A 23,538-nucleotide genomic window follows, 5' to 3' on the forward strand; every position below is an offset into this window, starting at 1 on the left:
GCAACTTATTCATATTTTTCTTAAATTTCCGATAAATTGTAACCGTTGAATAAATATGGTTTTTTTTACTTGCTGCTGCTCCTAATTGTCGCATGTTCTCCCAAGGATGACTCCCAGAAGACTCCAAAAACGGATCATAATCCGGCAGATGTTTACTTTGAAAAAGCTTTGGTCTTGATGGACAACGATCTGGATAGTGCTTTTCTGTATCTAAATCGGGCGCAGGATCTTTATCAAAAAAGAAATGACAGTTTCGGGCTGGGAAAAACGTATGCGAAAATGGCTATCGTTCAAGAGCGGGCCGGCGATAATTTTGGAAGTGTCGAAACAGGTCTTTTGGCTACAAAATTTCTAAAAGAAGAAGACACGGCACAATACGGTGCCTTGTTCCTCAACTATAATAATCTGGGGGTCTCGTGCAACAATCTCAAAAACTATGCGGATGCCAAGCGGTTTTATCGCAAAGCAGCAAAATTCGTCAAAAATCCCATACATCGGCTGATGGTGGCAAATAATATGGCTATCGTTTTCCATAACGAAAAGCAGTACGGCCAAGCGGTGGACATATTCTCCAAACTTTTGGACAGCGTGGGATCCCAGAGCAAATACTATCCAAAACTACTCCTCAATTTTAGCAGATCCAAATGGTATCAGGACAGAAATTATAACCCCGTAAAAAATTATCTGAAAGCCGAAAAACTAAGTCAGAACTTCGATGACGACTGGACGAAAGATGCGGCCTATGCTTACTTGGCTTCTTACTATTTGAACAAAAACAATGACTCTGCCAGGCTGTACGCCAACAAAATGCTTGATCTTGCCTACAAATTAAAATATCCCACAGACCAGTTGGAGGCTCTGCAAATCTTGATAAAAATCTCCGGTGGATCGCAAGTTCAAAAATATTTTAATACCTATTGCAAAATCCAAGACGAGCTCATCACGAAGCAAAACAGAGCCAAAAATCAGTTCGCACTGATCCGGTTTGAAAGTGAAAAAATGAAGGTTGAAAATTTGAACTTACAGAAACAAAAAACAATCATCGAATATAAAGTTCTGCGCCAGAAAATAACCAATATTTTTATGATTATAATCATTATCATCCTTGCAGTTACCGTCTTTTGGTGGTCTCGGCGCAAAAGGCAAAGGCTGATTGCAGAAGCCAACCAACGGCTGCAGGAGCAACGGTTGGATTTCTCCAAAAAAGTTCACGACGTGGTTGCCAACGGCATTTATGAAGTGATGGCCACGATAGAAAATCAACCCGATGTGCCAAGAAAGCAAATACTGGATAAGCTGGAACTGATGTACGAAAAATCGCGCGATCTGTCTTACAACAATGATCGGCATCAGGAGTTCAACGAAAAGATATCCAGTCTCGTAAGCTCTTTCCACAATGCCGAGACCAAGGTCGTCATTATCGGGAACGACCCGGATTTTTGGAAAGACATCGACGGTTTTTCCAGAGAGGAATTGTTCCAGATCATTCGCGAACTGCTGGTCAATATAAAAAAACACAGCAATGCCACGCAGGTTATCTTAAAATTTGTGAACGAAGAAGGAGCGCACGAGATCCGATATGCCGACAATGGCGTAGGGCTTCCTGAGAATTTTCCGGAAAAAAACGGATTGAAAAATATAAAAGCAAGATTGAAACAGATGGATGCCCGGCTGGAGATAGAAGAAAGCCGGCAGGGTTTAAAAATGGTAATCAAACTTAAGAAAGAAAATGTTCAATAAAATCCTTATAGCAGAAGATCACGAGTGCAGTAATCTTTCTGTACAGAAAGTTTTGGAGGATTTGAAAATCCCGAAAGTAGATCACGTATATTATTGCGATGATGCCCTTTCTTACGTCAAAAAATCCTTGGAATCCCGACCGTACGACTTGCTGATAACGGATCTTTCCTTCGAAGAAGATCACCGAAAGCAAATTATAAAAAACGGTCGTGAGCTGATAAAGTGCTGCAAAGATGCGAGCCCGAGTCTCAAAGTAATCGTTTTCTCCTTGGAGCACAGACTTGGCGTCATTGATCTGCTTTTTTAGGAGTTTAAGATTGATGCCTTCGTGCGCAAAGCAAGATCCGACGCCAAGGAATTAAAAAAAGCCATTGAAGTCGTGAGCCGGGGCGAAACTTATATTTCGCACGACCTTCAACATCCGGTGAAAAGCGTGAACACGTTGGAGTTTAGCAATTACGACCTCATCATATTAAAATTACTTTCAGACGGCGTTTTGCAAAAAAATATTCCGGAGATTCTGCAGGAAAGGGATATTCACCCCAATAGTCTTAGCAGTGTAGAAAAAAGGATGAATGCCATGAAACTTGCATTAGCGGTAAAAAACAACGAGCAATTGATTGCCAAATGCAAAGATCTGGGCATATTCTGAACTACACATTAGCACAAGATAAAAAAATTTGCCTTTTTATATGCAATATTTTTAGTTTCTAATGCTTGTGGAAATTTTCTTAATTTTGTAATCTTAAAATACGACAACAGATTATGTTTAGCAGTTTACAAGATAAGCTCGATAAAGTCCTTCATAACATTTCCGGACGCGGAAAAATCTCGGAAATCAACGTTGCAGAAACCGTAAAAGAAATCCGCCGCGCCCTCGTAGATGCCGATGTGAACTACAAAGTTGCAAAAGATCTCACAAAACGCGTGCAAGACAAGGCATTGGGTCAAAACGTGCTTACCTCTCTCACGCCGGGTCAACTGATGACGAAAATCGTTCACGACGAGTTGGTAGATCTGATGGGCGGCAGCCAAGAAGGCATCAACCTTTCCGGGAAACCCAGCGTAATCCTCATTGCCGGTCTCCAAGGTTCCGGAAAAACGACTTTCTCCGGGAAGCTGGCCAATTACCTCAAACAAAAACGGAACAGAAAACCCCTTTTGGTGGCTTGCGACGTGTACAGACCCGCCGCAATAGATCAATTGAAAGTTCTTGGCAGCCAGATCGATGTCGAAGTCTATACGGAGCCCGAAAACAAAAATCCAACTTCTATCGCAGAAAATGCCATCGAATATGCAAAATCCAACGGTTTTGATACCGTCATCATAGATACTGCCGGCCGCTTGGCGATAGATGAGCAGATGATGATCGAAATTAAATCCGTACGCGACGCCATAAAGCCCGGCGAAACCTTGTTCGTCGTCGATTCGATGACGGGTCAGGATGCTGTGAACACGGCAAAGACCTTCAACGATGTTCTTAATTTTGATGGCGTTGTTCTTACAAAATTAGACGGCGATACCAGAGGAGGTGCCGCTTTGACGATACGTTCTGTTGTAGAAAAGCCCATCAAATTTATCTCCACAGGAGAGAAAATGGAGGCCTTGGATCTTTTCTATCCAGAAAGAATGGCAGACAGAATCCTTGGGATGGGAGACGTGGTTTCCTTAGTAGAAAGGGCTCAGGAACAGTTCGATGAAGAGGAGGCGAAAAAACTTCAGAAGAAAATTGCCAAGAATGAATTTGGTTTTGATGATTTCCTAAAACAGATCAATCAAATCAAAAAAATGGGAAATATGAAGGATTTGATGGGGATGATCCCCGGCGTGGGCAAAGCAATCAAAGATGTGGACATCAACGATGACGCTTTCAAACACATCGAAGCCATCATCTACTCTATGACACCGGAAGAACGAAGGCGGCCTTCTATCATCAATGTATCCCGAAAGCAGAGAATTGCGAAAGGAGCCGGCAGAAAATTGGAAGAGGTAAATGCGCTGATAAAGCAGTTCGACCAAATGGGAAAAATGATGAAGATGATGCAAGGCCCTCAGGGCAAACAAATGATGCAGATGATGAGCAAGATGCCCAATATGCCGGGAATGGGCGGCGGCCTTTTCGGGAGATAATTTCTTCTGAGCTTAATCGGCATGCGAAACCGCAGTTCCTCGGCTGCTTTTTCCATCAATAGCAATTTGATTATTCGATTCGGTTTTAATATCCAGAAGCTCATGAAGCCAACCAATGAACAGCGATTGGAATTTTTCGGGATCAAATAAGGAGAAAAACCGATTGAAAGTATCGTGAGACGGGATTCCGTTGGTTAAATCCAAATATTTTGAGAGAAATTCTTTTCTTGATTTTCCAAAATCTGCAACTTCTTCCCAATCTACTGCATTGCAAATGATCGCAAGAATGGTAATGAATACAATATTTTCTACAGGATGTAATTTTTTTCTCTCCAATCTAAAGTCTTGAATGTTTTTTGCAAACTTAAGTAATTTATTCATATCTATCTGATTTTCAGATAAATATACGAAAAATTATTTGAAAAACCAAATATAAAACCCTGAATTTCAGCAATTTAATGAAAATTATTTGAAATATTTTTTAATGCGTTTGGCCAGCTCTATCATTTTGGTTCATTTTTATTTCAAATATAAATCACATCCGTCTTCAAAACTTTTTCGCCAAATTGTTCCAACTTGGTTTTATAAAGCTCCACTTGCTTTTGATCCTTTTCTTTCTCCAATCCGGTTTTGAAATCGATGATGATGAAGCCTTCTTCTGTTTTGATAAGCCGATCCGGCCGGTAGGTTTTGGAAACGCCATCTTCGGTAGCAAGCAAGTCTCTTTCATTTATAATCGTGAGATTGTCTGCAAAATAAGAAGCAAAACGGCTATCGTTTAGGATTGTTTCAATTCTTTGCAGAATCGATTTTTGCTCATCTTCGGTAATCGTTCCTTCCATCAGATAGGCATTCAGAACTTTCGGCAGATCTTTTTTTGTTCTGATTTTTGATAAGATTTCGTGCGCAAAAATCCCCATCCGAACGTGTTCTACGCGGGTTTGATAATTTTTGGATGTCGTGGCGATTTCGATATTCGAGGTCTTTTCCTTTTTTTGAGAAATAGAGCGGATGCTCTGGGACTTAGATTCTTTTTTCTCTCTCTGTTTTTGCTTTTTCAATCGTTCCGGAGACACTTCGTAAACATCGAAAGAATCAAGTTTTTCACCATTTTCTGCAGGCTGAAATTGCTTTGCAAAATCAAATAATTCCAAATGATTGGTGGTCTGGTTCGGCTTTTCCAGATAGAGGAAGAGCTGCTCCACAGGCCGCGTGGTTGCTACATATTGCAGGCAGAAACGATCGATTTTGTTTCGGTAAGAATGGATCAAATTGAAGTCTGCCGATTCCCCATCATACCGTTCCAACGCTGGCGAAAAAGGCTTTAAAATCACCGTTTTCAGCGCATCCTCGCTTCCCAGATCAAACCATTGCGAGAACTTTTTGTCTTTGTTTTCATTTCTCATCGGTAGGAAAACGATCGGGAACTCGAGGCCCTTCGCCTTATGAATCGTCATAATCTTGATGGCATCTACGTTTTCGCTCGCTTGAATGCTGATTTTCGAGGCTTCATCTTCCCAATATTGTAGGAAATCCTTCAGCGTTGCTCCCAAATTTTGAGTGTAATTATGAAGCATCTCGAGGAAGTTCAGCAGGAAATCGGTTTCTTTGTTTTCTACCGAAAATTCGTGAACATAATATTCGATGTAATTATACAGATTAAGTGTCGGAATGTCTGTCTGCACGAGCTCTACATCATATTTTCTTTGGATGAAGTCTTCTATATCTTTCTTGTTTGCCAATCGCAGAATTGCTTCCATTTCCGAAGTGAAATCCGCCATCTCAATTCTGCCCGCCACATTCAAAAAATACATCATTTTGACCAAAGCTTGGCGATTTTTCGGAACCAAATTCCATTTTAGAAATTCTATCAAAGCCTTTATGGTAAAGGATAAATCCAACGTAAGACCTTTTTCCGAAATCGTTTTGATGTAGGTTTCTTTCCCTCTGTAAATGACCTTCAAACTGCCCAAAAGTTGAGAATAACTGAAGATCTCAATATTGCCGCGGCAGAGTATCGTGATATCGGAAAAATCGAAACCGTTGTCCAGACTTTCTTGGATGTCCTGATGCATCTTCTCTACCACCGACTCGTAAAAAATATCTTTGTTGCTGTTTTCCACAAGATGGATTTTTACGCGCCCATCCATCGTAGATTTTGGCTCTTGCAAAGCGCTCTCGCCGAAGATTTTTTGATGTTCTTCATTCAAATCTTTGGACATAAAATCGTACAATTGATTATTAAAATCGACAATATTCTTTGCGCTTCGCCAATTGAAGCCCAGATTTTCTAAGCTCGCCAATTTCGGCGTAGTTTCTTTTCCATTGATGATGTTTAGCATCAGCTGGCTCTCGCCCCCTCGGAATCTGTAGATGCTTTGTTTGGGGTCGCCCACGATGGTAAAGCTGGTATTTTCGGAGGTGATGCAGTTGTCGCGCAGCGGGAGGAAGTTCTGCCACTGCATCGTAGAAGTATCCTGAAACTCGTCGAAGAAATAATGCTGAAACTGCGTTCCGACTTTTTCGTAGATGAAGGCAGATGGCTCGTTTCGGAGATTTTCGTTAATCAAAATATTAAATTTGGAAAGCAAAACCAAATCGTTTTCTTCCTCTATTTCCGATAGTTTCTTTTGGATGTCGGCGTTCACTTTTAGCGGAAGAATGGCTTTCAATATTTTTTGTTTTTTCTCAGCATCGATGTAGAGTTGGATGCTTTCTTCCCGCCACGAAATCAATTGTGGGAGAATCTCCAATATCTCCGCTTGCTTGCGTTTTCCTTTTGCGGAAGCGCCTTTCAGAAAGCTTTCTAATTTGGATTCTTCTGAGTTTGAGGGGAGCGGAAATTTGTCAGTCTTTTTGGTATGAAAGTCCAGCATTTTGACGAAAAAACCTCCGATGCCCTTTGTTCCTTCCGCAAAATCTTCGATTTCCAGGCCTTTGCTTTTGATTAATTCCAAAGCCTTCTTTGCGATTTGCAGCGATTGCGATTTCAGATCCCGAATGCTTTCTCTCAGCTCCGTTTTTTTATGTTCATACGCGTCCCATTCAAAATCTTTGTTGGCTTTCAAAGGCTCGTAATGTACATCGTTTACAAATTCTTTTGCCGTTTTGTACAGGGTTTGGTTTAGGTTGATCCGCTCGTTATTGTCCAAATTGTAATGCACATAATCCATAAAAGCATCGGAAACGCGTCCGTCTTCACCGATTTCGTTCAGCATTTTGTCCACCGCTTCTATCAGGTAAGGTTCGGATTGGATTTCCAAATTGAAATTCTGTGGCAAACCCAATTCATAAGAAAAGCTCTTGACCAATCGGGAATTGAACTTATCGATCGTGCCGATATTCAGCGTAGAATAGTGGTGCAGAATATAATCGAGGATTTTCTGAGACCGCTCGTGCAGATCTTTAATAGGAATTTTATACCCTTGATTTGCCAATTGTTCCTGAATATTTTTAAGATCCTGATTTTCGGAGTAATTATCTTTTACGAATTCGCCCAGATAGAAAAGGATCCGTTCCTTCATTTCATTGGCTGCTTTGTTGGTGAAGGTGAGTGCCAAGATGGTTCGGATGGCATCGGATTGATTGGGAAATCTAAGGCAAATCATCAGGATATGCTGCACGAGGCGGTAGGTTTTGCCGGAGCCGGCAGAGGCATTGATGACGGTGTAAGAGTTTTGCATCCTTATTTATATATTAAGGAAGCAATTTACAAAATAGTTTTAAAAAAGTTTAGTCCGTCTCCACATCATAGTCCAATCGGAAAGATTGTCTGTGATGGATGGTGGGGCCATATTTCTTGAGTGCTTTCTGGTGCAGCTTGGTACAATATCCGAAATTGGTGTTCCAGCCGTATTCCGGAAACTCGTCGTGCAGCTTGATCATCAGGTTGTCGCGGTAATTTTTTGCGAGGACGGAGGCCGCGGCGATCGATAGATATTGGCCGTCTCCTTTGATGATGCATTGATGAGGCGTATCATTATAAGGATGAAACCGGTTGCCATCTACCAAAATAAGTTCCGGTTTGTTTTTCAGCTGATCTAAGGCGAGATGCATGGCGCGGATGCTGGCGTTGAGAATGTTATGTTGGTCTATAAATGCCGGGGAAAGTTCTGCGATGGCAAAATCGACTGCATTTTCTCGAATATAGACATCTAGACTTTGGCGGATTTTAAAATTTAACATTTTGGAATCATTAACCAAATTTTGCTTAAAATTTTTATTTATAATTACGGCAGCCGCGACCACCGGGCCAGAAAGGCAACCCCTTCCGACTTCGTCGCAGCCTGCTTCTATAAAGGATTTGGAGAAATGTTTGAATAGTGGCATACATTGAAAATACTTGTCAAAGTTATAGAAATCAAAAACTTTGCATAACACAATTAACAAATTTTTAACAATTTATGTTGTATATATTAATAAAGTTTTGCATTTTTGTTCATTGAAAAATTTGATTTGATATGAAAAAATTAACAGCAAGCGTGTTGGCAGTGGTTCTTTCATCGTCTTTTGCAGTAGTTTCTGCACAAGCGGTACAGGATACTGCTCAGTCACAAGATATCGAAGGCGTCGTAGTGACGGCTTTGGGTATCAAGAGAGAAAAGAAATCTTTGGGTTATGCTTCTCAAGAGATTAAGGGAAGTGTTTTATCAGAAGGAACCACAACCACAGGGAACATAGCTTCCCAATTGTCTGGTAAAATCGCTGGTTTGAACGTAACAACCACTAGTAACTTTGGCGGTTCTGCTAACTTAGTCATTAGAGGTATTAAAGGTATTGGTGGCGGTAATCCACTAATCGTTATTGATGGATCGCCGGTGGATAACACTTCTACTTATGGTGCGGCCTTGGATTACGGTAATGCGCTCTCAGATATCAACCAAGATGATATTGAGTCTATTAACGTATTAAAAGGTGCAGCAGCCTCCGCTCTTTATGGAGAAAGGGGTCTTAATGGTGTTATTGTAATTGTTACCAAAAACGGTAAAGGCAAGGATGATGGATCTTGGGGCGTGACTTTGTCATCGAGTATTCAGGCGGGATTTGTGGATAACAGTACTTTCCCTAAGTATCAAAGTAAATATGGTGGTGGATATGATCCCTCGTTCTATACCGAACCTCCTGCGCCAGATGGACATCCTTATGCAAACTTCGCAGAAGATGCATCTTGGGGACCGGCATTCGATCCAAATTTATTGGTTTATCAGTGGGATTCTTTTGATCCGAGCTCTCCAAACTACGGAAAAGCAACACCGTGGGTAGCCGCAAAAAATGGACCTATCGAATTCTTTAACACACCTGTCACTTACAACAATACCGTTTCCTTGGAAAAAGGAGTGAAGGGAAAGAATATATTATTTACTTATGATAATATGACATCCGATGGTCTGGTACCGAATTCTCATCTAACAAAGAATACAATGTCGCTAAAGGTTAATTATGACCTTACAGATAAATTACATACATCATTTTATACTACTTTGACGCTCCAAGAAACAAAAGGTAGAAATGTTACCGGATATAGCGACAACTTGATAAGTGGTTTCAGGCAATGGTGGCAGACCAACGTAGACGTGAAAGCTTTGCAGTCAGCATATAACTATGGGATAAGAAACGCAACTTCTGCAAATAACTATGGTAACGTAACTTGGAACAGAATCAGCTCGGAAGATGGAACACCTATTTTCTGGAATAACCCATATTTTCAAGTCAATGAGAACTATTCAACTGATGACAGATATAGAAGTTTCAGCTATGGACAGTTGGTCTATGATTTTAATAAAAATTTCAGCTTAACGGGCAAGGTGTCTTATGACCGCACGAATCTGTCTATTGAGAACAGGTTAGCCGTTGGATCGCTTTCTCAAGGGTTTGGAGCTTCCGGTAATAGTGTGGCATCCGGATATGCAAGACAAGATATAACCAGAACAGAAACCAACTATGATGTTTATCTGAACTATAAAGTAGATATTACAGATAATATCAATGTAAGTGGTATCGCTGGAGGCAACATTCGCAGAAATTACTATAATTCCATCTATGCTTCTACAGAAGGAGGATTGGTAGTGCCTGGAATCTACGCAGTAAGCAACTCTGTATATGCTCCGCTCGCGCCGGCAGAAACCGTCTGGACCACGCAAACCAATAGTGCGTATGCAACAGCGTCATTCGATTTCTACAAAATGTTCTACTTAGATGGTACATTTAGAGCTGATGAGAGTTCTACTCTTCCTGCAGATGACAATACCTATTACTATCCATCTGTAACGGGTTCGTTTATAGCATCCGAATTAATCAAAGCTGATTGGCTTAATTTCTGGAAAATAAGAGCAAACTATGCTGAAGTAGGTGGAACGGCCGCTGCATACCAATTGGTAAATTCTTACACAGCTTCTGGTGTATTCAATGGCGACACGCCTGTCGGGATGTATGGCTCCGTACTTACAAATAACAATAGTGAATTGAAACCTCAAAAATCTAAAGAATTTGAAGTGGGTACAGAAGTGCATTTCCTTAAGGACAGAATTACACTAGACTTTGCATATTATAAAACTAAAACGACTAACCAAATTATCACTTTGCCGGTATCTTCCGGAACTGGATATACCGGACAGGTGATCAATGCAGGTCAAATTGATAATAAGGGGTATGAAGTGAGTTTAGGCTTGGTTCCTTTCAAAACACCTACTTTCACTTGGAATATGGACGTAAACTGGTCCAAAAATGAAAATGAAGTAGTCTCCTTAAGTGGTGATGCCACCAACTATTTATTGGCAAGTTACCAAGGAGGTGTTTCTATGAACGCTAGAGTGGGTGAAGCTTGGGGTACCCTTGTAGGTTCCGATTATGTATATCTCAATGGTCAAAAGGTCGTCGATCCTGTTACAGGTCGCTATCTTATAGAAAATAACAAAATTATCGGAAATGCTACACCGGACTGGATCGGCGGCGTAAGAAACAGTTTTAATTACAAAGGATTTTCTTTAAGTTTCTTGATAGATGTGAGAAAAGGCGGGGATATATTTTCTCTGGATCAATACTATGGACTCGCTACAGGTTTGTATAAAGGTACAGAAAACTACAGAGAAAGCGGTACTGTTTGGGAAGGTGTTAATCCTAATGGACAACCCAACACAACAGTGACAATCAATCCTTCGTCATTTGGCTCAATGGATGGCTATCGTCGTATGCCGGCCAAAAGATTTGTGTATGATGGATCTTACGTAAAATTAAGAGAAGCAAGTATCGGTTACTCTTTACCTAAAGCATTGCTTTTTGGAACTTTTGTGAACGAGGCCAAAATATCCCTTGTAGGAAGAAACTTGTGGATTATTCATAAAAATCTTCCGGCTGCTGATCCCGAAGCTATGGTTGGCGGTGGCATCCGCGCCTACGGATACTCCCTCGGCTCTCTTCCACTGACTAGAGATATTGGTGTAAATGTAACCTTAAAATTCTAAATTAAAAAAAATGAAAAAGATATTTAATATATTAACGATAGGTGTTATTGCTGCAACAAGCTTTACATCTTGTGAAAGGGATCTGACATCTCTTAATGACGATCCCAAGCACCCGACTGTATTGCCATCACAAAATCTAATGGCAATGGGTCAGCATCAATCATCGTATTACATGTTTACCGGCAGTGTAAACTTTAATAACTATAGATTTTTTGTACAGCAGTGGGCTGAGACAACTTATACGGATGAAACCAATTATAATTTAACGACGAGAAACCAGCCACGGAATCATTTCAACAGAATGTATGTATATTCTCTTAATAATTATGAGACTGCAAAAAAGAATCTTGAAGAAGAAGCAAATAGCCCGGCTATTAAAAATAACAAACTTGCATCTTTAGAAATAGCTGAAATTTTTGTTTGGGAAAATGTAGTAGATACGTTTGGTGATGTGCCTTATTCCGAAGCATTCAAAGGTAATGAACAAATTTATGCACCTAAATATGACGATGCCAAGGAAATTTATCTTAGTCTTTTAAGTCGAATTGATGCTGCTGTTGCACTAATTGATGAATCTAATGCCGGATATGTTGATGGGGGAGATATCGTCTATGACGGCGATATGACAAAATGGAAACGTTTTGCAAATTCAATTAAACTCAGATTAGCAATGAACTTGGCGGATGAAGATCCTGCATTGTCGAAGTCAGCAGCAGAGGCGGCAATTGCCAGCGGCGTCATTTCGTCCCATGATGAATCTTATGTATTTAACTTTGACGGAGGCACTTTTAGCAATCCTATTTTTAATGATTTAGTCGCCTCTGGTAGAAATGATTTTGTGCCTTCTGAGCTTGTTATTAACACCATGAATTCCAATAATGATCCAAGACGCGAAACTTGGTTTACACAAAAAAAAGTAAATGATAGTACTTTTGTCTATGTTGGGGGTGTTTTTGGAGAACTTAATCCATTTGCTGACTATTCTCACATGAGCAGTTTCTTTTTAGCAAGTGATGCACCAGCTAATTTGTTAAGTTATACAGAGGTTTTATTCTTAACCGCTGAAGCTGCTGCAAGAGGTTACTCTGTAGGAGGAACGGCGGAAAGTTTTTACAATGCTGCAGTAGCTGCTTCTATGGCAGAAAACGAGGTATCTACTGAAGATGCAACCACCTATTTGGAAGCTCATCCTTTTGATGCTGCCAATTGGAAACAATCTATAGGTCAGGAAGCTTGGATTGCTTTATTTAACAGGGCTTTTGCTGCTTGGAATTTTTCACGAAGACTGGATGCTCCAACCTTTGTAAATCCTCCGGACTCCCAGTTGGATGGTGTTCCGGTAAGGATGCCGTATTCTGATCAAGAATATGTGTTGAACGCTGCTAACGTGGGTGCGGCAGCATCCAAAATTGGTGGAGATAAAGCCACAACCAAACTTTTCTGGGATAAATTTTAATTAATATTTAAATTCTATTACCATACTCAAAGACCGCAATTTTGCGGTCTTTTTATTTAATACATTTAATCCGCGCCCGCAAATGCCCGTCTGAGTTGTAAGGCGGACATTTTTTTGTTTGGTTTGTTTGGGAACGCTTACCGGTTTTTTCTCTCTAAGAATTTTCTGATATTAATCCAAAACCAAAATCCTCATTTTTTATTGGTTGTAGCGCGAAATCTTTTTTTTGTTTTCAGATTTCAGTACTTTTGCTTAATTAATAAAAACTTGTAATGGGAAGAGCATTCGAATATAGAAAAGCCTCAAAAATGGCCAGATGGGACAAGATGGCCAAAACGTTTTCAAAGATCGGAAAAGATATTGCTTTGGCCGTAAAGGCCGGAGGACCGGATCCCGAAACCAATCCGGCGCTGAGAAGATGCATCCAAAATGCCAAAGGCGCCAATATGCCCAAGGAGAATGTAGAAAGGGCTATAAAAAAAGCAAGCGGCGCCGAAGCCGAAAATTATGAAGAGATCACTTATGAGGGTTATGGCCAGGGCGGCGCCGCCTTTTTCATAGAATGTACGACCAATAACCCCACCAGAACCGTTGCCAACGTACGTGCTATTTTCAATAAGTTCGACGGCAGTCTGGGGAAAAATGGTGAATTGGCTTTTATTTTCGACCGAAAAGGAATTTTTACCATCGAAAAATCGCAAATCAAAATCGACTGGGACGACTTCGAAATGCAAATGATAGACGCCGGTGCGGAAGAAATCGACCAAGACGAAAACGAAGTCCTCATCACAACAGCGTTCGAAGATTTCGGAGCCATGTCGCACAAGCTCGACGAATTGAAAATTGAAGTTAAAAGTGCCGAACTACAGAGAATTCCAAATAGCTCCAAAGAACTCACAGAAGAGCAGTTCAAAGCTAATATGAAAATGCTGGAACGCTTCGAGGAAGATGACGATGTTCAGAATGTTTTTCACAATATGGCAATCACCGATGAGCTTATGGAGAAAATCTAAACTGCAATCATAAGCACAAAAAAAATTCCTGAAACTTAACTTTTCAGGAATTTTTTATGCTTGTTGTAAAAAACGCTGCTTATGCGTGGGGTTCAACCGATACAAAAGATCTGTTGTTCGCTTTCTTTCTGAATACAACTTTACCGTCCACAAGAGCGTGCAAAGTGTGATCTTTGCCCATCCCAACGTTTTCACCCGGGTGATGCTGAGTACCTCTTTGTCTGATGATGATATTGCCGGCAATAGCGTCTTGTCCTCCGAAAATCTTCACACCCAGTCTTTTGGAATGAGATTCTCTACCGTTTTTGGAACTACCAACTCCTTTCTTATGTGCCATTTTATTTTAGGTTTTTCGTTTAAGATTATTCAGCGGTGTCGCTGGGTTCTGTTACTTCGCTTTTAGCTGCTTTCTTTGGTGCTGCTTTTTTAGCCTCCTTTTTATCAGAATCGAAACCGGTGATGCCCGTTACAAGAATCTGAGTGAGAGATTGCCTGTGACCATTTTTCTTGGCATAACCTTTTCTTCTCTTCTTTTTGAAGATGATGACTTTGTCAGCCAGAACGTGATCCAGAATTTCTACATCTACGGTAACACCGCTTACAGCCGGGGCACCTACGGTTACGGAGCCGTTCACAGTAAGAAGCACCTTATCAAAAGAAACTTTCGTTCCTTTGTCTCCTTTCAAACGGTTCACAAACAACTTTTGGTTTTGCTCAACTTTGTATTGAAGCCCTGCTATTTCTACAATTGCAAACATTGTTTATAAATTTTATATTATTCGAGGTGCAAAAGTACAGTTTTTCTTTCTAAAACACAAACACTTATCAGGAACTTTTGATATTTATAATTTCGCGAGTCTGTGAGCCTCTTTCATTCCTGAAATCTGCCAGAAACTTAATTTATAAATCTTTTATAAGCGAAACGGCTCCGTGAACCTAAAACAGCCGGTTATTTTAAAAATATTTGTGGACTTTGTGTTCAAAAAACTATAAATTTGACAATAGAATTTCCTGTATTAATGATCAATTTTATAAAGAAAAATATTGCCCTCTGGTGGGCCAAAAGTCATGTCGCCAAAACGAAGAATTTCAAAGCCAATGCGGTTAAGGATCAGGAAGAACTCTTGCTTGCCCTCGTCAAAACGGCTGAGAAAACCTTGTTCGGAAGAGAACATCAATTCGAAAATATAAAAAATGTTCAGGATTTTCAGAGTCAGATCCCCATCGCAGATTACGAAGATCTGAAACCTTACATCGAGAAAATCAAAAAAGGACAATCCAAAATCCTTTGGCCGGGGTTGCCCGAATATTTTGCAAAAACTTCCGGAACCACTTCCGGCGCCAAATACATCCCGATTTCCAAAGAAGCGATGCCTTTCCAGATCGCGGCCGCTCAAAGTGCAATCTTTCATTACATCGCTCAAAAAAACAACGCCGATTTTGTGAACGGAAAAATGATTTTCCTGCAAGGTTCGCCAGTTCTGGAAGAAATCAACGGCATCAAAGTCGGCAGACTTTCCGGAATCGTAGCGCATCACATCCCCAATTATCTCCAAAAAAACCGACTGCCAAGCTGGGAAACCAACTGCATCGAAGATTGGGAAACCAAGATCGATAAAATAGTAGAAGAAACCGAGAACCAAAATATGACCCTGATTTCCGGAATTCCGCCCTGGCTGATTATGTATTTCGAGAAGTTGATTGACAAACACGGAAGAAAAATCACAGAGATTTTCCCGAAGCTTCAGCTCATAATAACGGGCGGAGTAAACTACGAGCCCTATCGAGACAAGATGAACGAATTGCTGGGGAAACCTGTCGATATCATTCAGACGTTTCCGGCATCGGAGGGTTTTTTTGCTTTTCAGGACGATTTTACCAAAGAAGGCTTGTTGCTGCTGACCCATCACGGGATTTTCTACGAATTTGTGCCCCTGGAGCAATATGGCAAACCCAATGCAGAAAGATTGACGCTGAAAGATGTGGAACTGAACAAAGATTATGCTTTGATTTTGACGACCAATGCCGGGCTTTGGGCTTATTCGATTGGTGATGTGGTGCGTTTTATTGATAAAAATCCTTATAGGATTCTGGTTTCCGGAAGAACCAAACATTTCACTTCGGCGTTTGGCGAGCACGTGATTGCGTTTGAAGTGGAAGAAGCTTTGAAAGCGACTGTCGAGAAATTTCCTGCTCAGATTACGGAGTTCCATCTGGCTCCGCAAGTGAATCCGGCGGAAGGTTTGCCCTACCACGAATGGTTCATAGAGTTTGGAAAAGAACCTGATCATTTTGATAATTTTAAATCTGAATTGGATTTGCAGTTGAGGAAACGAAACACCTATTATGACGATCTGATTTCCGGAAATATTCTTCGGCCGCTAATGATTACGAAATTAAAGAAAAATGCGTTTCAGGAGTACGCGAAATCTGAAGGGAAATTGGGCGGTCAAAACAAAATCCCGAGATTGGCAAATGATCGGAAGATTGGGGATTTTTTGTCGAAGTTTAAATTATAACTGAAGAGAACTTCTGGAATGACCCAACCGGTTTTTTATCTTTTGCTGTTAATTTTTTGTATAAACCCATAGCCCTGATAGCAGCGGCATCCTTTTTTGGCATTGCGGTGAAAACGTGGAAAAGATGTTGAACGTGGATCGCAATGCCAAAAAAGATATAGCGGATAGCAGGAAATAGCTCCTTAAAAATAAAAATAAAATAGCGAATGGGTTTTGAAAATCTATGTATAATTACGCACTTTCCACTACTTTTGCAAGATGATTTCGTTCACGCCGCTCCGGGTTCTAAACAACATAGAGTTTAGGCATCTTTTATCGGGCAGATTTTTCCTCATCATCGCATTCCGGATGCTGGCAACGCTGCTCGGCTGGTGGGTTTATCAATTGACGAGGGATCCATTTTCCATTGGTTTGATTGGTCTTTCTGAGGTGATTCCGGCGGTTTCCTGCGCGCTGTATGCCGGACACGTGATCGACATGAATGAAAAGAAGCGCTTGCTTCTGATTTGCAATTATGCCTATGTTTTTCTGATCAGTTTGCTTTTGATTCCGGCGTTTCTGGGTCATAGGCTGCAGTGGACGGGTCACGAGATTACGTATTTTATCTACGTCGTTATTTTCTTCACGGGGATTTGCCGGGCATTTATCGGGCCGCTGGTTCCGAGTATGATTCCGAGAATTGTGAAGCAGGAGAACTTGCCGTACGCCGTGACGCTGAACCAAGCTACTTTTCTGATTGCGTCGGTCTCCGGGCACGCGTTATGTGGTTTTCTGATTGCTTTGATTACTATTAAGTGGACTTTGGTCGTGATTGTCGGCTGTATGCTTTTGGCGTCTTTATTTTTTGGGACGGTCAACAGGCAGTTTTCGGAGAATAAAAATCAGGATGTGAATGTTTTTGAAAGTATGAAGGAAGGGCTTTCCTACATTTATAAAACCAAAGAAATCTTTGCGGCGCAGATGCTCGATATGTTTGCGGTGCTTTTTGGTGGTGCGGTGGCGATGATTCCGGTTTTTGCGAGTGATATTCTGAAAGTGGGTTCCGAAGGTTTTGGATTGCTGAATGCGGCTTCCGATATCGGTTCGATGTTGATTATCATTACGCTTTCATTGGTTCCGTTGAGGAGGAATCAGGGGATGATTTTGCTTTTCGTGGCTGCCGGATTTGGACTGTGCATCATCGGCTTCGGATTGTCGAAAATGTATTGGCTCTCGTTCGCCTTCTTGGTTTTGAGCGGAATGTTGGACGGCATCAGCGTTGTAATCAGAGGAACTATTGTACAGCTGAAAACGCCGGAGGAAATCCGTGGACGGGTTTTGAGCGTGAATTCAATTTTTATAATGTCTAGTAATGAGTTGGGGCAATTTGAAAGTGGACTGGCGGCGAAGTTGATGGGCGTTGTCCGGTCCGTGGTTTTTGGTGGCGCGATGACGGTTTTGACGGCTTTGGTTATCGGCGCGACTTCTAAGAAATTGAGGAAGATGGAGTATTAAACCATTTTCAAAAGAAATATTTCTTTTTGTTTTGTTTAGTAATGCCCTCTGAGTGATTCGATATAAATGATCTCGTCAATCACTTCATAGACGATTCTATGTTCCTGGTTGAGCCTTCTGCTCCAGGAACCTGTCAGACTGTATTTTAAAGGTTCTGGTTTACCAATGCCTTCAAATGGATTTTCCTGAATACTTTCTAATATTTCGGAAATTTTCTTTTGAATAAATTTATTTCCGGACTTTCTCCAAAATTCTAAATCCTTTTGGGCTTGTTTGGTAAATTCTATTTCCATAGATCTTTGAGAGCGATCTTTTTGGTTTCACCATTTGAGATTTCTTTTCTTGATTTTTCAATCTTGGAAACAAAATCTTTGTTGTAAGCATCTTCATTCTCGACGAAATCTACTTCCATCGCTTTAAGAATGGTTTTAATTTTCGCCAGTTCTTTTTTGTTTTTTGGATTTATAGTAATTGTCATCTTTAAATTTGCATTAAAATTAATAAAAATATTTATATCAAACTCCTGATTTTCGCAATCATATCATCACCCAATTTATCAGCTTCTTTCTGAGAAAAAGCCTCTGTATAAATTCTGATAATCGGTTCTGTATTCGATTTTCTGAGGTGAACCCAATTTTCAGGGAAATCGATTTTGACACCGTCAACCGTTGAGATTTCTTCGTTCTTATATTCTTCCTGAACTTTGATTAATAAAGCATCTACGTCGATATCCGGCGTTAGTTCGATTTTCTTTTTGCCCATAAAATAGCTTGGATAAGTCGCTCTCAATTCCGAAACCGTTTTGTTTTCTTTGGCCAAATGTGTCAAGAATAATGCAATGCCAACCAAAGAATCACGACCGTAATGCAGCTCTGGATAGATGATGCCTCCGTTTCCTTCACCGCCGATCACGGCATTTTTTTCTTTCATCAAGGTCACAACATTCACTTCTCCAACCGCACTTGCGAAATATTCTGAATCAAGGTTTTTAGCAACGTCTCTCAAGGCTCGGCTGGACGAAAGATTGGAAATCGCCACGCCTTTTTTATCTTTCAAAAGGTAATCTGCAACCGCCACCAACGTATATTCTTCGCCAAACATTTCGCCTTTTTCATCGATGAAAGCCAATCGGTCAACATCCGGATCTACCACGATGCCCAAATCTGCTTTTTCCCGAACCACCAATTCGCAAATGTCGCCAAGATGCTCTTTCAGAGGTTCCGGATTGTGAGGAAATTGTCCGGTTGGCTCGCAATAAAGCTTCACAACTTCGACACCGAGTTTTTCCAAAAGTGGAGGAATCGAAATCCCACCCGTAGAGTTTACTGCATCAAGTACGACTTTGAATTTCTTAGCTTTTATCGCTTCGACATGTACTGTTGGTAAATCTAAAATTTGTTTGATATGAATATCGAAAGCGTCATTTCGAGTTTCATATTGTCCCAAATCATCCACTTCTGCGTAACAGAAATCTTCATTTTCCGCCAACGCCAAAACTTCTGCACCGTTGTCTCCACTGATGAATTCGCCTTTGTCATTCAATAATTTCAAGGCATTCCATTGTTTTGGATTATGAGAAGCGGTGAGGATGATTCCGCCGTCGGCTCTAAGTTCGGGAACCATTATTTCTACCGTCGGCGTTGTGGAAAGCCCCAAATCCACCACATTGATTCCCAAACCTTGCAAAGTTGAAGCCACAAGAGAAGAAACCATTTGACCGGAAATCCTCGCATCGCGACCGATGACGAGCGTTAAATCTTTTTTATTTTTATTGTTCTGAAGCCAGGTTCCGAATGCCGAAGCAAATTTCACGATATCCAGCGGGGTCAAGTTATCATTGACGCGGCCGCCAATCGTTCCGCGAATTCCTGAGATTGATTTTATTAAAGCCATTTATCAGATTTTAAGATGGGGCAAAAATACAACAATCTCACTTTTTGGTAAAAATAAAAACGCCCGAGAATACTTTTTCATTTACGAGCATCCACAATCCGGACCGCAGTTTTTCCCGCCACTCTTCTTAGAAAAAGTCTTGACGATTTTTCGGACACTGAAATAGACCGCCGCTAAAACCATTAGCCCGATGATGATGTATTGTATGATTAATGAATTGTCCATATTTCTATCCGTCAAACCTTCAAGGTTTCAAAAACCTTCAAGGTTTTAAATTACTGAAATAGACCGCCGCCAAAACCATTAGCCCGATGATGATGTATTGTATGATTAATGAATTGTCCATATTTCTATCCGTCAAACCTTCAAGGTTTTGGAAACCTTGAAGGTTTTAAATTACTGAAATAGACCGCCGCCAAAAAACAATAGCCGATAATGATCTATTGTATGATTAATGAGTTGTCCATATTTCTATCCTCAAACCTTCAAGGTTTCCAAAACCTTGAAGGTTTTAATTAATTATTTCAAAATCTGATAAACAATCAATGCCGAAAAGTATGCCAAAAAAGTCATAGAAACTGTTTGTATCAAGGTCCATTTCAGACTTTGAGTTTCTCTGTAAACGACCGCGATGGTGGAGATGCACTGCATCGCAAAGGCATAAAATATTAATATCGAAACGCCTGTGGCAAAACTGAAAACCTTCTCGCCATTGGGATGCCTATCCAACCTCATTTTCTCGATCAATCGGCCTTCCGGCGCCTTTTCGTCCAAGCTGTACAGCGTTGATAATGTTCCCACGAAAACTTCCCGAGCTGCAAAACTGCTTAGGATTCCGATTCCCATTTTCCAGTCGTAGCCCAATGGTGCAATCGCAGGTTCTATGGTGCGACCGATCTTTCCGAGATAGGATTTTTCCAGTTTCACACCGGACTCGATGGTTTTATTTTCATTTTCTGAAGGTCCAAAATAACTTAAAGTCCACAAAATAATACTGACCGTGAAGATGACCTTGCCGGCGCCGGTGATAAAATCCCAAACCTTGCCTAAAACCAATTTGAAATCGTAGCCAAACAGCGGCATTTTGTAAGTCGGGAGATCCATCACAAGGAAACTTTTGATTTTGGTCTTAATTATATTTTTCAGAATTAACGAAGAAAGCAATGACATCGCAAAACCTAGAAAATACATCGCCATCAAAGCAATTGCTCTATATTTTATCCCAAAAAAATTGCCGTTTGGAATGATCAATCCGATGATAATGCTGTAAACCGGAAGTCGCGCAGAGCACGTCATAAAAGGCGTTACGAGAATCGTGATCAGCCTTTCCTTGATATTTTCAATATTTCTCGTAGACATTATCGCAGGAATTGCACAAGCCGTTCCCGAAACCAGCGGAACAATACTTTTCCCATTCAGTCCAAAAGGGCGTAAAAACCTGTCCATCAAGAAAATAACCCTCGCCATATAGCCGGAATCTTCTAATAAATAAAGAAAATAGAGCAAAATCCCGATTTGTGGGGCAAAAATGACGATTCCGCCGATGCCTGGAAGAATTCCGTGCGAAATTAAAGAATTAATAGGACCGTCCGGCAGATGCTCAGCAGAGAATGCGGATAGCCAGCTGAATGCACTTTCGATCCAGCTCATCGGATATTCGGCTAGGAAAAAAACGCTTTGAAAAATCAATAATAGAATTAAAAAGAAAATCAAATAGCCCCAAACCGGATGAACCAAGATTCTGTCGAGTTTCTCCGTCAGCAGCTGTTTTCTTTGTGGGATTTTTTCCGTTGTTTCGGAGATTATTTTATCGATATTCTGGTATCGGCGCACGGTTTCTTGGATTTGCAAGCGTTTCGGTACGCTGCATTTTGCATCTTCTTGGGTGATGATTTCATTGATTCTTTCGATCTTTCCGAGATAAGTGTCGGCGGCCAAAAGTGTCCAGATTTTGTAAAGATTTTCGTCGTTCGTTTTTTGTGCAATTTTATAGACCAAACCCTTGTGCTCCATTGGGATTTCGAAACTGCTGTGTGAAGATTTCCGGAATTGGTTGAGGAAAACCGCTTCCCGCACGTCTTCGATTCCCCAATGTTCTTTGGCATTCGTTCTGAGAATCGTGACATTTAACTTTTGGGAAAGTTTTTCTGTATTGATGATAATGCCTCGCTTTTCCGCTTCATCAATTTGGTTGACAAGCATCAAAATCGGAATACCAAGATCCTGAATTTGCTGAAACAGAAGCAGACTCCGCTTCATATTGAGCGCATCAGCAATGTAGATGACGCCAACGTAGTTGCCTTCTTCCTGTATCAGATATCGGGAAAAAATGGCTTCGTCTTCGGACGTCGGGTAGATGCTATAAGAACCGGGCAGATCGATAATCTCGACTTCTTCGTCTTTGTAAGTATATTTGCCGGAAAGGCTGGCAACGGTGACCCCGGCGTAATTTCCGGTTTTTTGTTTGCTGTTGCAAAGTGTGTTGAAAAGTGTGGACTTGCCGACATTCGGATTTCCGACCAGCAAAACCTGTTTTTGTTTTTTCGGATCTTGCATTATTCCAAGAGTTCTACTTTGATGAATTTTGCTTCCTGTTCCCGCAAAGCCACTTTTGTCTTTTCGGCGCCATATTCTATATAAAGCGGACCGCCGAAGGGTGCTTGAAAGAGGACTTGGAATAAGGTTTCCGGAAGCAGTCCCATTTCCAGAATTTTGGTAGGCATCTGCAGATTTTCGTTGTCATAGCCAATGATTTTTCCGATTTTGTTCTTCGGGAAACAGCAGAGCTTATCAATGTGCTTTTTTTGCAAGACGATTTTTTTTTGGATTACAAAGATAGCTTATTTTAAATAAATCTAAATAAGATATTTGTCACAAAAAAACCGGAAATTTCTTCCGGTTTCGTGTTTATTTTTTCTTTTCGGTGGCGGTTGGCAGCTCTATCGGATTATCATTGGCATTGAAGAAGTCTTTTGCAATTTTTTCTTGATTTTTCAAAAATTCGCCAAAAGTTGTTTCGGAACCCGGCATTTTCCGATTCATAATTTCCGGTGTCATATACGGGCGCGCTTCAGCAAGAGGATCTGCCTTGAATGCGGCATAAGCCTTATCAAATTTTTCTTTGGCAATCACCTTTTTCTCATTGCTTCCCATCCCGGATTGTGCTTGTATCTCCTCTACATAAGAAATTTCTTTCCAGTCTTTTACGGTTTTGTTTCCCGATAGCAGCCACGAGTAGTTTTTGCCCTCATCCTCTATTTTCACGATGAGACCCGGCAATCCGTAGAATTTATAAGGGCCGTCTTGCAAAGGGATGTCGGCGGAGAACCAAGCGATCCACTTTCTGCCGCCAAATTCTGTAGTGGCTTTCTGCGTGTTGTAAGTTCCTATTTTTTCTTTATCGGGCAGGATTTTCCAGTCGAACTTGAGGGTTTCTTCGTAAGCAAAAAGATTTCGACCGATCCGATCCACGTATTGCTCCTTCATATCAGGATACAATTTGTAGATCTTGAAAGAGAATTTTGGCATCCGTATGGACTTCGATAGGTCTTTCCACACTTTATTTTTTTGCATTTCTTCCACGCCAAGTTTTATGATAGAATCTTGCGCGATTATCGTAAAATCCTGATAAATGGATTTGTCTTTCACGATGTCGAGTGTCGTCATCACTTTGTCGATTTTAGCAGAATCTTTTTTCGGTTTGAAGCTTAATTCGTAGAAAAAGCGGTTCGCCGTTTCCTGAGCAAAAATAGCCGTTCCCAATAATAAAATTGAAACAACGAATAATTTTTTGAGAGATTTCATATCTTTTTTTAATTGATGTTTTCCGAGTA

At 40.8% G+C, this 23,538-nt stretch carries 21 protein-coding genes; 9 read left to right on the plus strand and 12 right to left on the minus strand.

The annotated features are described in order from the left end of the window. Window positions 1-45 precede the first annotated feature (45 nt). The 4 genes from DTW91_RS02250 (at window position 46) to ffh (ending at window position 3,870) form a co-directional block, all read left to right on the plus strand. Window positions 46-1,740 (plus strand): sensor histidine kinase, encoded by a 1,695-nt coding sequence (locus DTW91_RS02250; protein WP_125201788.1) that lies wholly within the window; start codon window positions 46-48, stop codon window positions 1,738-1,740. Continuing rightward, entirely contained in the window at window positions 1,730-2,047 is a 318-nt protein-coding gene (locus DTW91_RS12795) for a hypothetical protein (protein WP_228412617.1), read from the plus strand. The genes DTW91_RS02250 and DTW91_RS12795 overlap by 11 nt, the downstream gene beginning before the upstream one ends. A 21-nt stretch (window positions 2,048-2,068) precedes the next feature. After that, complete coding sequence (locus DTW91_RS12800; protein WP_228412618.1) at window positions 2,069-2,392, plus strand: hypothetical protein; 324 nt, start codon at window positions 2,069-2,071, stop codon at window positions 2,390-2,392. 113 nt (window positions 2,393-2,505) lie between these two features. Next, the gene (ffh, locus tag DTW91_RS02260) at window positions 2,506-3,870 is read left to right on the plus strand and encodes a signal recognition particle protein (RefSeq protein WP_125201789.1); all 1,365 of its coding nucleotides are present in this window, start codon (window positions 2,506-2,508) and stop codon (window positions 3,868-3,870) included. A gap of 12 nt (window positions 3,871-3,882) precedes the next feature. Here ffh and DTW91_RS02265 read toward each other — a convergent pair whose 3' ends face one another. The 3 genes from DTW91_RS02265 to DTW91_RS02275 form a co-directional block, all read right to left on the minus strand. Next, on the minus strand, window positions 3,883-4,251 hold the full coding sequence (locus tag DTW91_RS02265; protein ID WP_125201790.1) for an ISAs1 family transposase: 369 nt from the start codon (window positions 4,249-4,251) through the stop codon (window positions 3,883-3,885). Window positions 4,252-4,394: 143 nt separating this feature from the next. After that, window positions 4,395-7,553 carry a UvrD-helicase domain-containing protein gene (locus tag DTW91_RS02270; RefSeq protein ID WP_125201791.1) on the minus strand — a complete coding sequence of 1,053 codons (3,159 nt, stop codon included), beginning with the start codon at window positions 7,551-7,553 and terminating at the stop codon, window positions 4,395-4,397. Window positions 7,554-7,602: 49 nt separating this feature from the next. Next, complete coding sequence (locus DTW91_RS02275; RefSeq protein ID WP_125201792.1) at window positions 7,603-8,199, minus strand: ribonuclease HII; 597 nt, start codon at window positions 8,197-8,199, stop codon at window positions 7,603-7,605. Window positions 8,200-8,330: 131 nt separating this feature from the next. On the opposite strand from DTW91_RS02275, the gene DTW91_RS02280 reads away from it, so the two are divergent. The 3 genes from DTW91_RS02280 (at window position 8,331) to DTW91_RS02290 (ending at window position 13,799) form a co-directional block, all read left to right on the plus strand. Then, complete coding sequence (locus tag DTW91_RS02280; RefSeq protein WP_125201793.1) at window positions 8,331-11,330, plus strand: SusC/RagA family TonB-linked outer membrane protein; 3,000 nt, start codon at window positions 8,331-8,333, stop codon at window positions 11,328-11,330. A 10-nt stretch (window positions 11,331-11,340) separates the two neighbouring features. Further along, window positions 11,341-12,786: a SusD/RagB family nutrient-binding outer membrane lipoprotein gene (locus DTW91_RS02285; RefSeq protein ID WP_125201794.1), complete on the plus strand. Its 1,446-nt coding sequence runs from the start codon at window positions 11,341-11,343 to the stop codon at window positions 12,784-12,786. 272 nt (window positions 12,787-13,058) lie between these two features. Further along, window positions 13,059-13,799: a YebC/PmpR family DNA-binding transcriptional regulator gene (locus DTW91_RS02290; RefSeq protein WP_125201795.1), complete on the plus strand. Its 741-nt coding sequence runs from the start codon at window positions 13,059-13,061 to the stop codon at window positions 13,797-13,799. Window positions 13,800-13,878: 79 nt separating this feature from the next. Here the strand turns inward: DTW91_RS02290 and rpmA are convergent, their stop codons facing one another. Together rpmA and rplU are read right to left on the minus strand one after the other, a co-directional pair. Further along, window positions 13,879-14,136 carry a 50S ribosomal protein L27 gene (gene rpmA / locus DTW91_RS02295; RefSeq protein WP_125201796.1) on the minus strand — a complete coding sequence of 86 codons (258 nt, stop codon included), beginning with the start codon at window positions 14,134-14,136 and terminating at the stop codon, window positions 13,879-13,881. Window positions 14,137-14,161: 25 nt separating this feature from the next. Then, window positions 14,162-14,557, minus strand: a complete 396-nt coding sequence (rplU, locus tag DTW91_RS02300) for a 50S ribosomal protein L21 (protein WP_125201797.1) — start codon at window positions 14,555-14,557, stop codon at window positions 14,162-14,164. Window positions 14,558-14,818: 261 nt separating this feature from the next. Here rplU and DTW91_RS02305 point away from each other — a divergent pair, with 261 nt between their 5' ends. Then, the gene (locus tag DTW91_RS02305; protein ID WP_125201798.1) at window positions 14,819-16,318 is read left to right on the plus strand and encodes a GH3 auxin-responsive promoter family protein; all 1,500 of its coding nucleotides are present in this window, start codon (window positions 14,819-14,821) and stop codon (window positions 16,316-16,318) included. A 258-nt stretch (window positions 16,319-16,576) separates the two neighbouring features. After that, window positions 16,577-17,812: an MFS transporter gene (locus tag DTW91_RS02310; RefSeq protein WP_125201799.1), complete on the plus strand. Its 1,236-nt coding sequence runs from the start codon at window positions 16,577-16,579 to the stop codon at window positions 17,810-17,812. A 35-nt stretch (window positions 17,813-17,847) separates the two neighbouring features. Here DTW91_RS02310 and DTW91_RS02315 read toward each other — a convergent pair whose 3' ends face one another. From DTW91_RS02315 to DTW91_RS02345, 7 genes are all read right to left on the minus strand, one after another. After that, window positions 17,848-18,105 carry a Txe/YoeB family addiction module toxin gene (locus DTW91_RS02315; RefSeq protein ID WP_125201800.1) on the minus strand — a complete coding sequence of 86 codons (258 nt, stop codon included), beginning with the start codon at window positions 18,103-18,105 and terminating at the stop codon, window positions 17,848-17,850. Next, window positions 18,096-18,290 carry a DUF2683 family protein gene (locus tag DTW91_RS02320; RefSeq protein WP_125201801.1) on the minus strand — a complete coding sequence of 65 codons (195 nt, stop codon included), beginning with the start codon at window positions 18,288-18,290 and terminating at the stop codon, window positions 18,096-18,098. The genes DTW91_RS02315 and DTW91_RS02320 overlap by 10 nt, the downstream gene beginning before the upstream one ends. Before the next feature lie 32 nt (window positions 18,291-18,322). After that, on the minus strand, window positions 18,323-19,705 hold the full coding sequence (gene glmM / locus DTW91_RS02325; RefSeq protein ID WP_125201802.1) for a phosphoglucosamine mutase: 1,383 nt from the start codon (window positions 19,703-19,705) through the stop codon (window positions 18,323-18,325). An 81-nt stretch (window positions 19,706-19,786) separates the two neighbouring features. Further along, window positions 19,787-19,930 carry a FeoB-associated Cys-rich membrane protein gene (locus DTW91_RS02330; RefSeq protein ID WP_125201803.1) on the minus strand — a complete coding sequence of 48 codons (144 nt, stop codon included), beginning with the start codon at window positions 19,928-19,930 and terminating at the stop codon, window positions 19,787-19,789. A gap of 294 nt (window positions 19,931-20,224) precedes the next feature. Next, window positions 20,225-22,261, minus strand: a complete 2,037-nt coding sequence (gene feoB, locus DTW91_RS02335; protein WP_125201804.1) for a ferrous iron transport protein B — start codon at window positions 22,259-22,261, stop codon at window positions 20,225-20,227. Beyond that, window positions 22,261-22,515, minus strand: coding sequence for a ferrous iron transport protein A (locus DTW91_RS02340; RefSeq protein WP_228412619.1), 255 nt, complete (start codon window positions 22,513-22,515; stop codon window positions 22,261-22,263). Before DTW91_RS02340 ends, feoB begins: the two co-directional genes overlap by 1 nt. A gap of 97 nt (window positions 22,516-22,612) precedes the next feature. Beyond that, window positions 22,613-23,509: a GLPGLI family protein gene (locus DTW91_RS02345; RefSeq protein WP_125201805.1), complete on the minus strand. Its 897-nt coding sequence runs from the start codon at window positions 23,507-23,509 to the stop codon at window positions 22,613-22,615. Window positions 23,510-23,538 lie beyond the last annotated feature (29 nt).

Origin of the sequence: Chryseobacterium sp. SC28 (genome assembly GCF_003932955.1) — a bacterium.
Taxonomy (GTDB): Bacteria; Bacteroidota; Bacteroidia; order Flavobacteriales; family Weeksellaceae; genus Epilithonimonas.

Excerpts from the sequence above, each read along its gene's own strand:
- DTW91_RS02275 (WP_125201792.1), bottom strand. The coding sequence starts at position 8,199 with ATGCCACTATTCAAACATTTCTCCAAATCCTTTATAGAAGCAGGCTGC.
- DTW91_RS02280 (WP_125201793.1), top strand. The coding sequence starts at position 8,331 with ATGAAAAAATTAACAGCAAGCGTGTTGGCAGTGGTTCTTTCATCGTCT.
- glmM (WP_125201802.1), bottom strand. The coding sequence starts at position 19,705 with ATGGCTTTAATAAAATCAATCTCAGGAATTCGCGGAACGATTGGCGGC.
- DTW91_RS02285 (WP_125201794.1), top strand. The coding sequence starts at position 11,341 with ATGAAAAAGATATTTAATATATTAACGATAGGTGTTATTGCTGCAACA.
- DTW91_RS02315 (WP_125201800.1), bottom strand. The coding sequence starts at position 18,105 with ATGGAAATAGAATTTACCAAACAAGCCCAAAAGGATTTAGAATTTTGG.
- DTW91_RS02270 (WP_125201791.1), bottom strand. The coding sequence starts at position 7,553 with ATGCAAAACTCTTACACCGTCATCAATGCCTCTGCCGGCTCCGGCAAA.
- DTW91_RS02305 (WP_125201798.1), top strand. The coding sequence starts at position 14,819 with ATGATCAATTTTATAAAGAAAAATATTGCCCTCTGGTGGGCCAAAAGT.
- DTW91_RS02310 (WP_125201799.1), top strand. The coding sequence starts at position 16,577 with ATGATTTCGTTCACGCCGCTCCGGGTTCTAAACAACATAGAGTTTAGG.
- DTW91_RS02265 (WP_125201790.1), bottom strand. The coding sequence starts at position 4,251 with ATGAATAAATTACTTAAGTTTGCAAAAAACATTCAAGACTTTAGATTG.
- feoB (WP_125201804.1), bottom strand. The coding sequence starts at position 22,261 with ATGCAAGATCCGAAAAAACAAAAACAGGTTTTGCTGGTCGGAAATCCG.
- DTW91_RS02330 (WP_125201803.1), bottom strand. The coding sequence starts at position 19,930 with ATGGACAATTCATTAATCATACAATACATCATCATCGGGCTAATGGTT.
- DTW91_RS02345 (WP_125201805.1), bottom strand. The coding sequence starts at position 23,509 with ATGAAATCTCTCAAAAAATTATTCGTTGTTTCAATTTTATTATTGGGA.
- rplU (WP_125201797.1), bottom strand. The coding sequence starts at position 14,557 with ATGTTTGCAATTGTAGAAATAGCAGGGCTTCAATACAAAGTTGAGCAA.
- rpmA (WP_125201796.1), bottom strand. The coding sequence starts at position 14,136 with ATGGCACATAAGAAAGGAGTTGGTAGTTCCAAAAACGGTAGAGAATCT.
- ffh (WP_125201789.1), top strand. The coding sequence starts at position 2,506 with ATGTTTAGCAGTTTACAAGATAAGCTCGATAAAGTCCTTCATAACATT.
- DTW91_RS12795 (WP_228412617.1), top strand. The coding sequence starts at position 1,730 with ATGTTCAATAAAATCCTTATAGCAGAAGATCACGAGTGCAGTAATCTT.
- DTW91_RS02320 (WP_125201801.1), bottom strand. The coding sequence starts at position 18,290 with ATGACAATTACTATAAATCCAAAAAACAAAAAAGAACTGGCGAAAATT.
- DTW91_RS02290 (WP_125201795.1), top strand. The coding sequence starts at position 13,059 with ATGGGAAGAGCATTCGAATATAGAAAAGCCTCAAAAATGGCCAGATGG.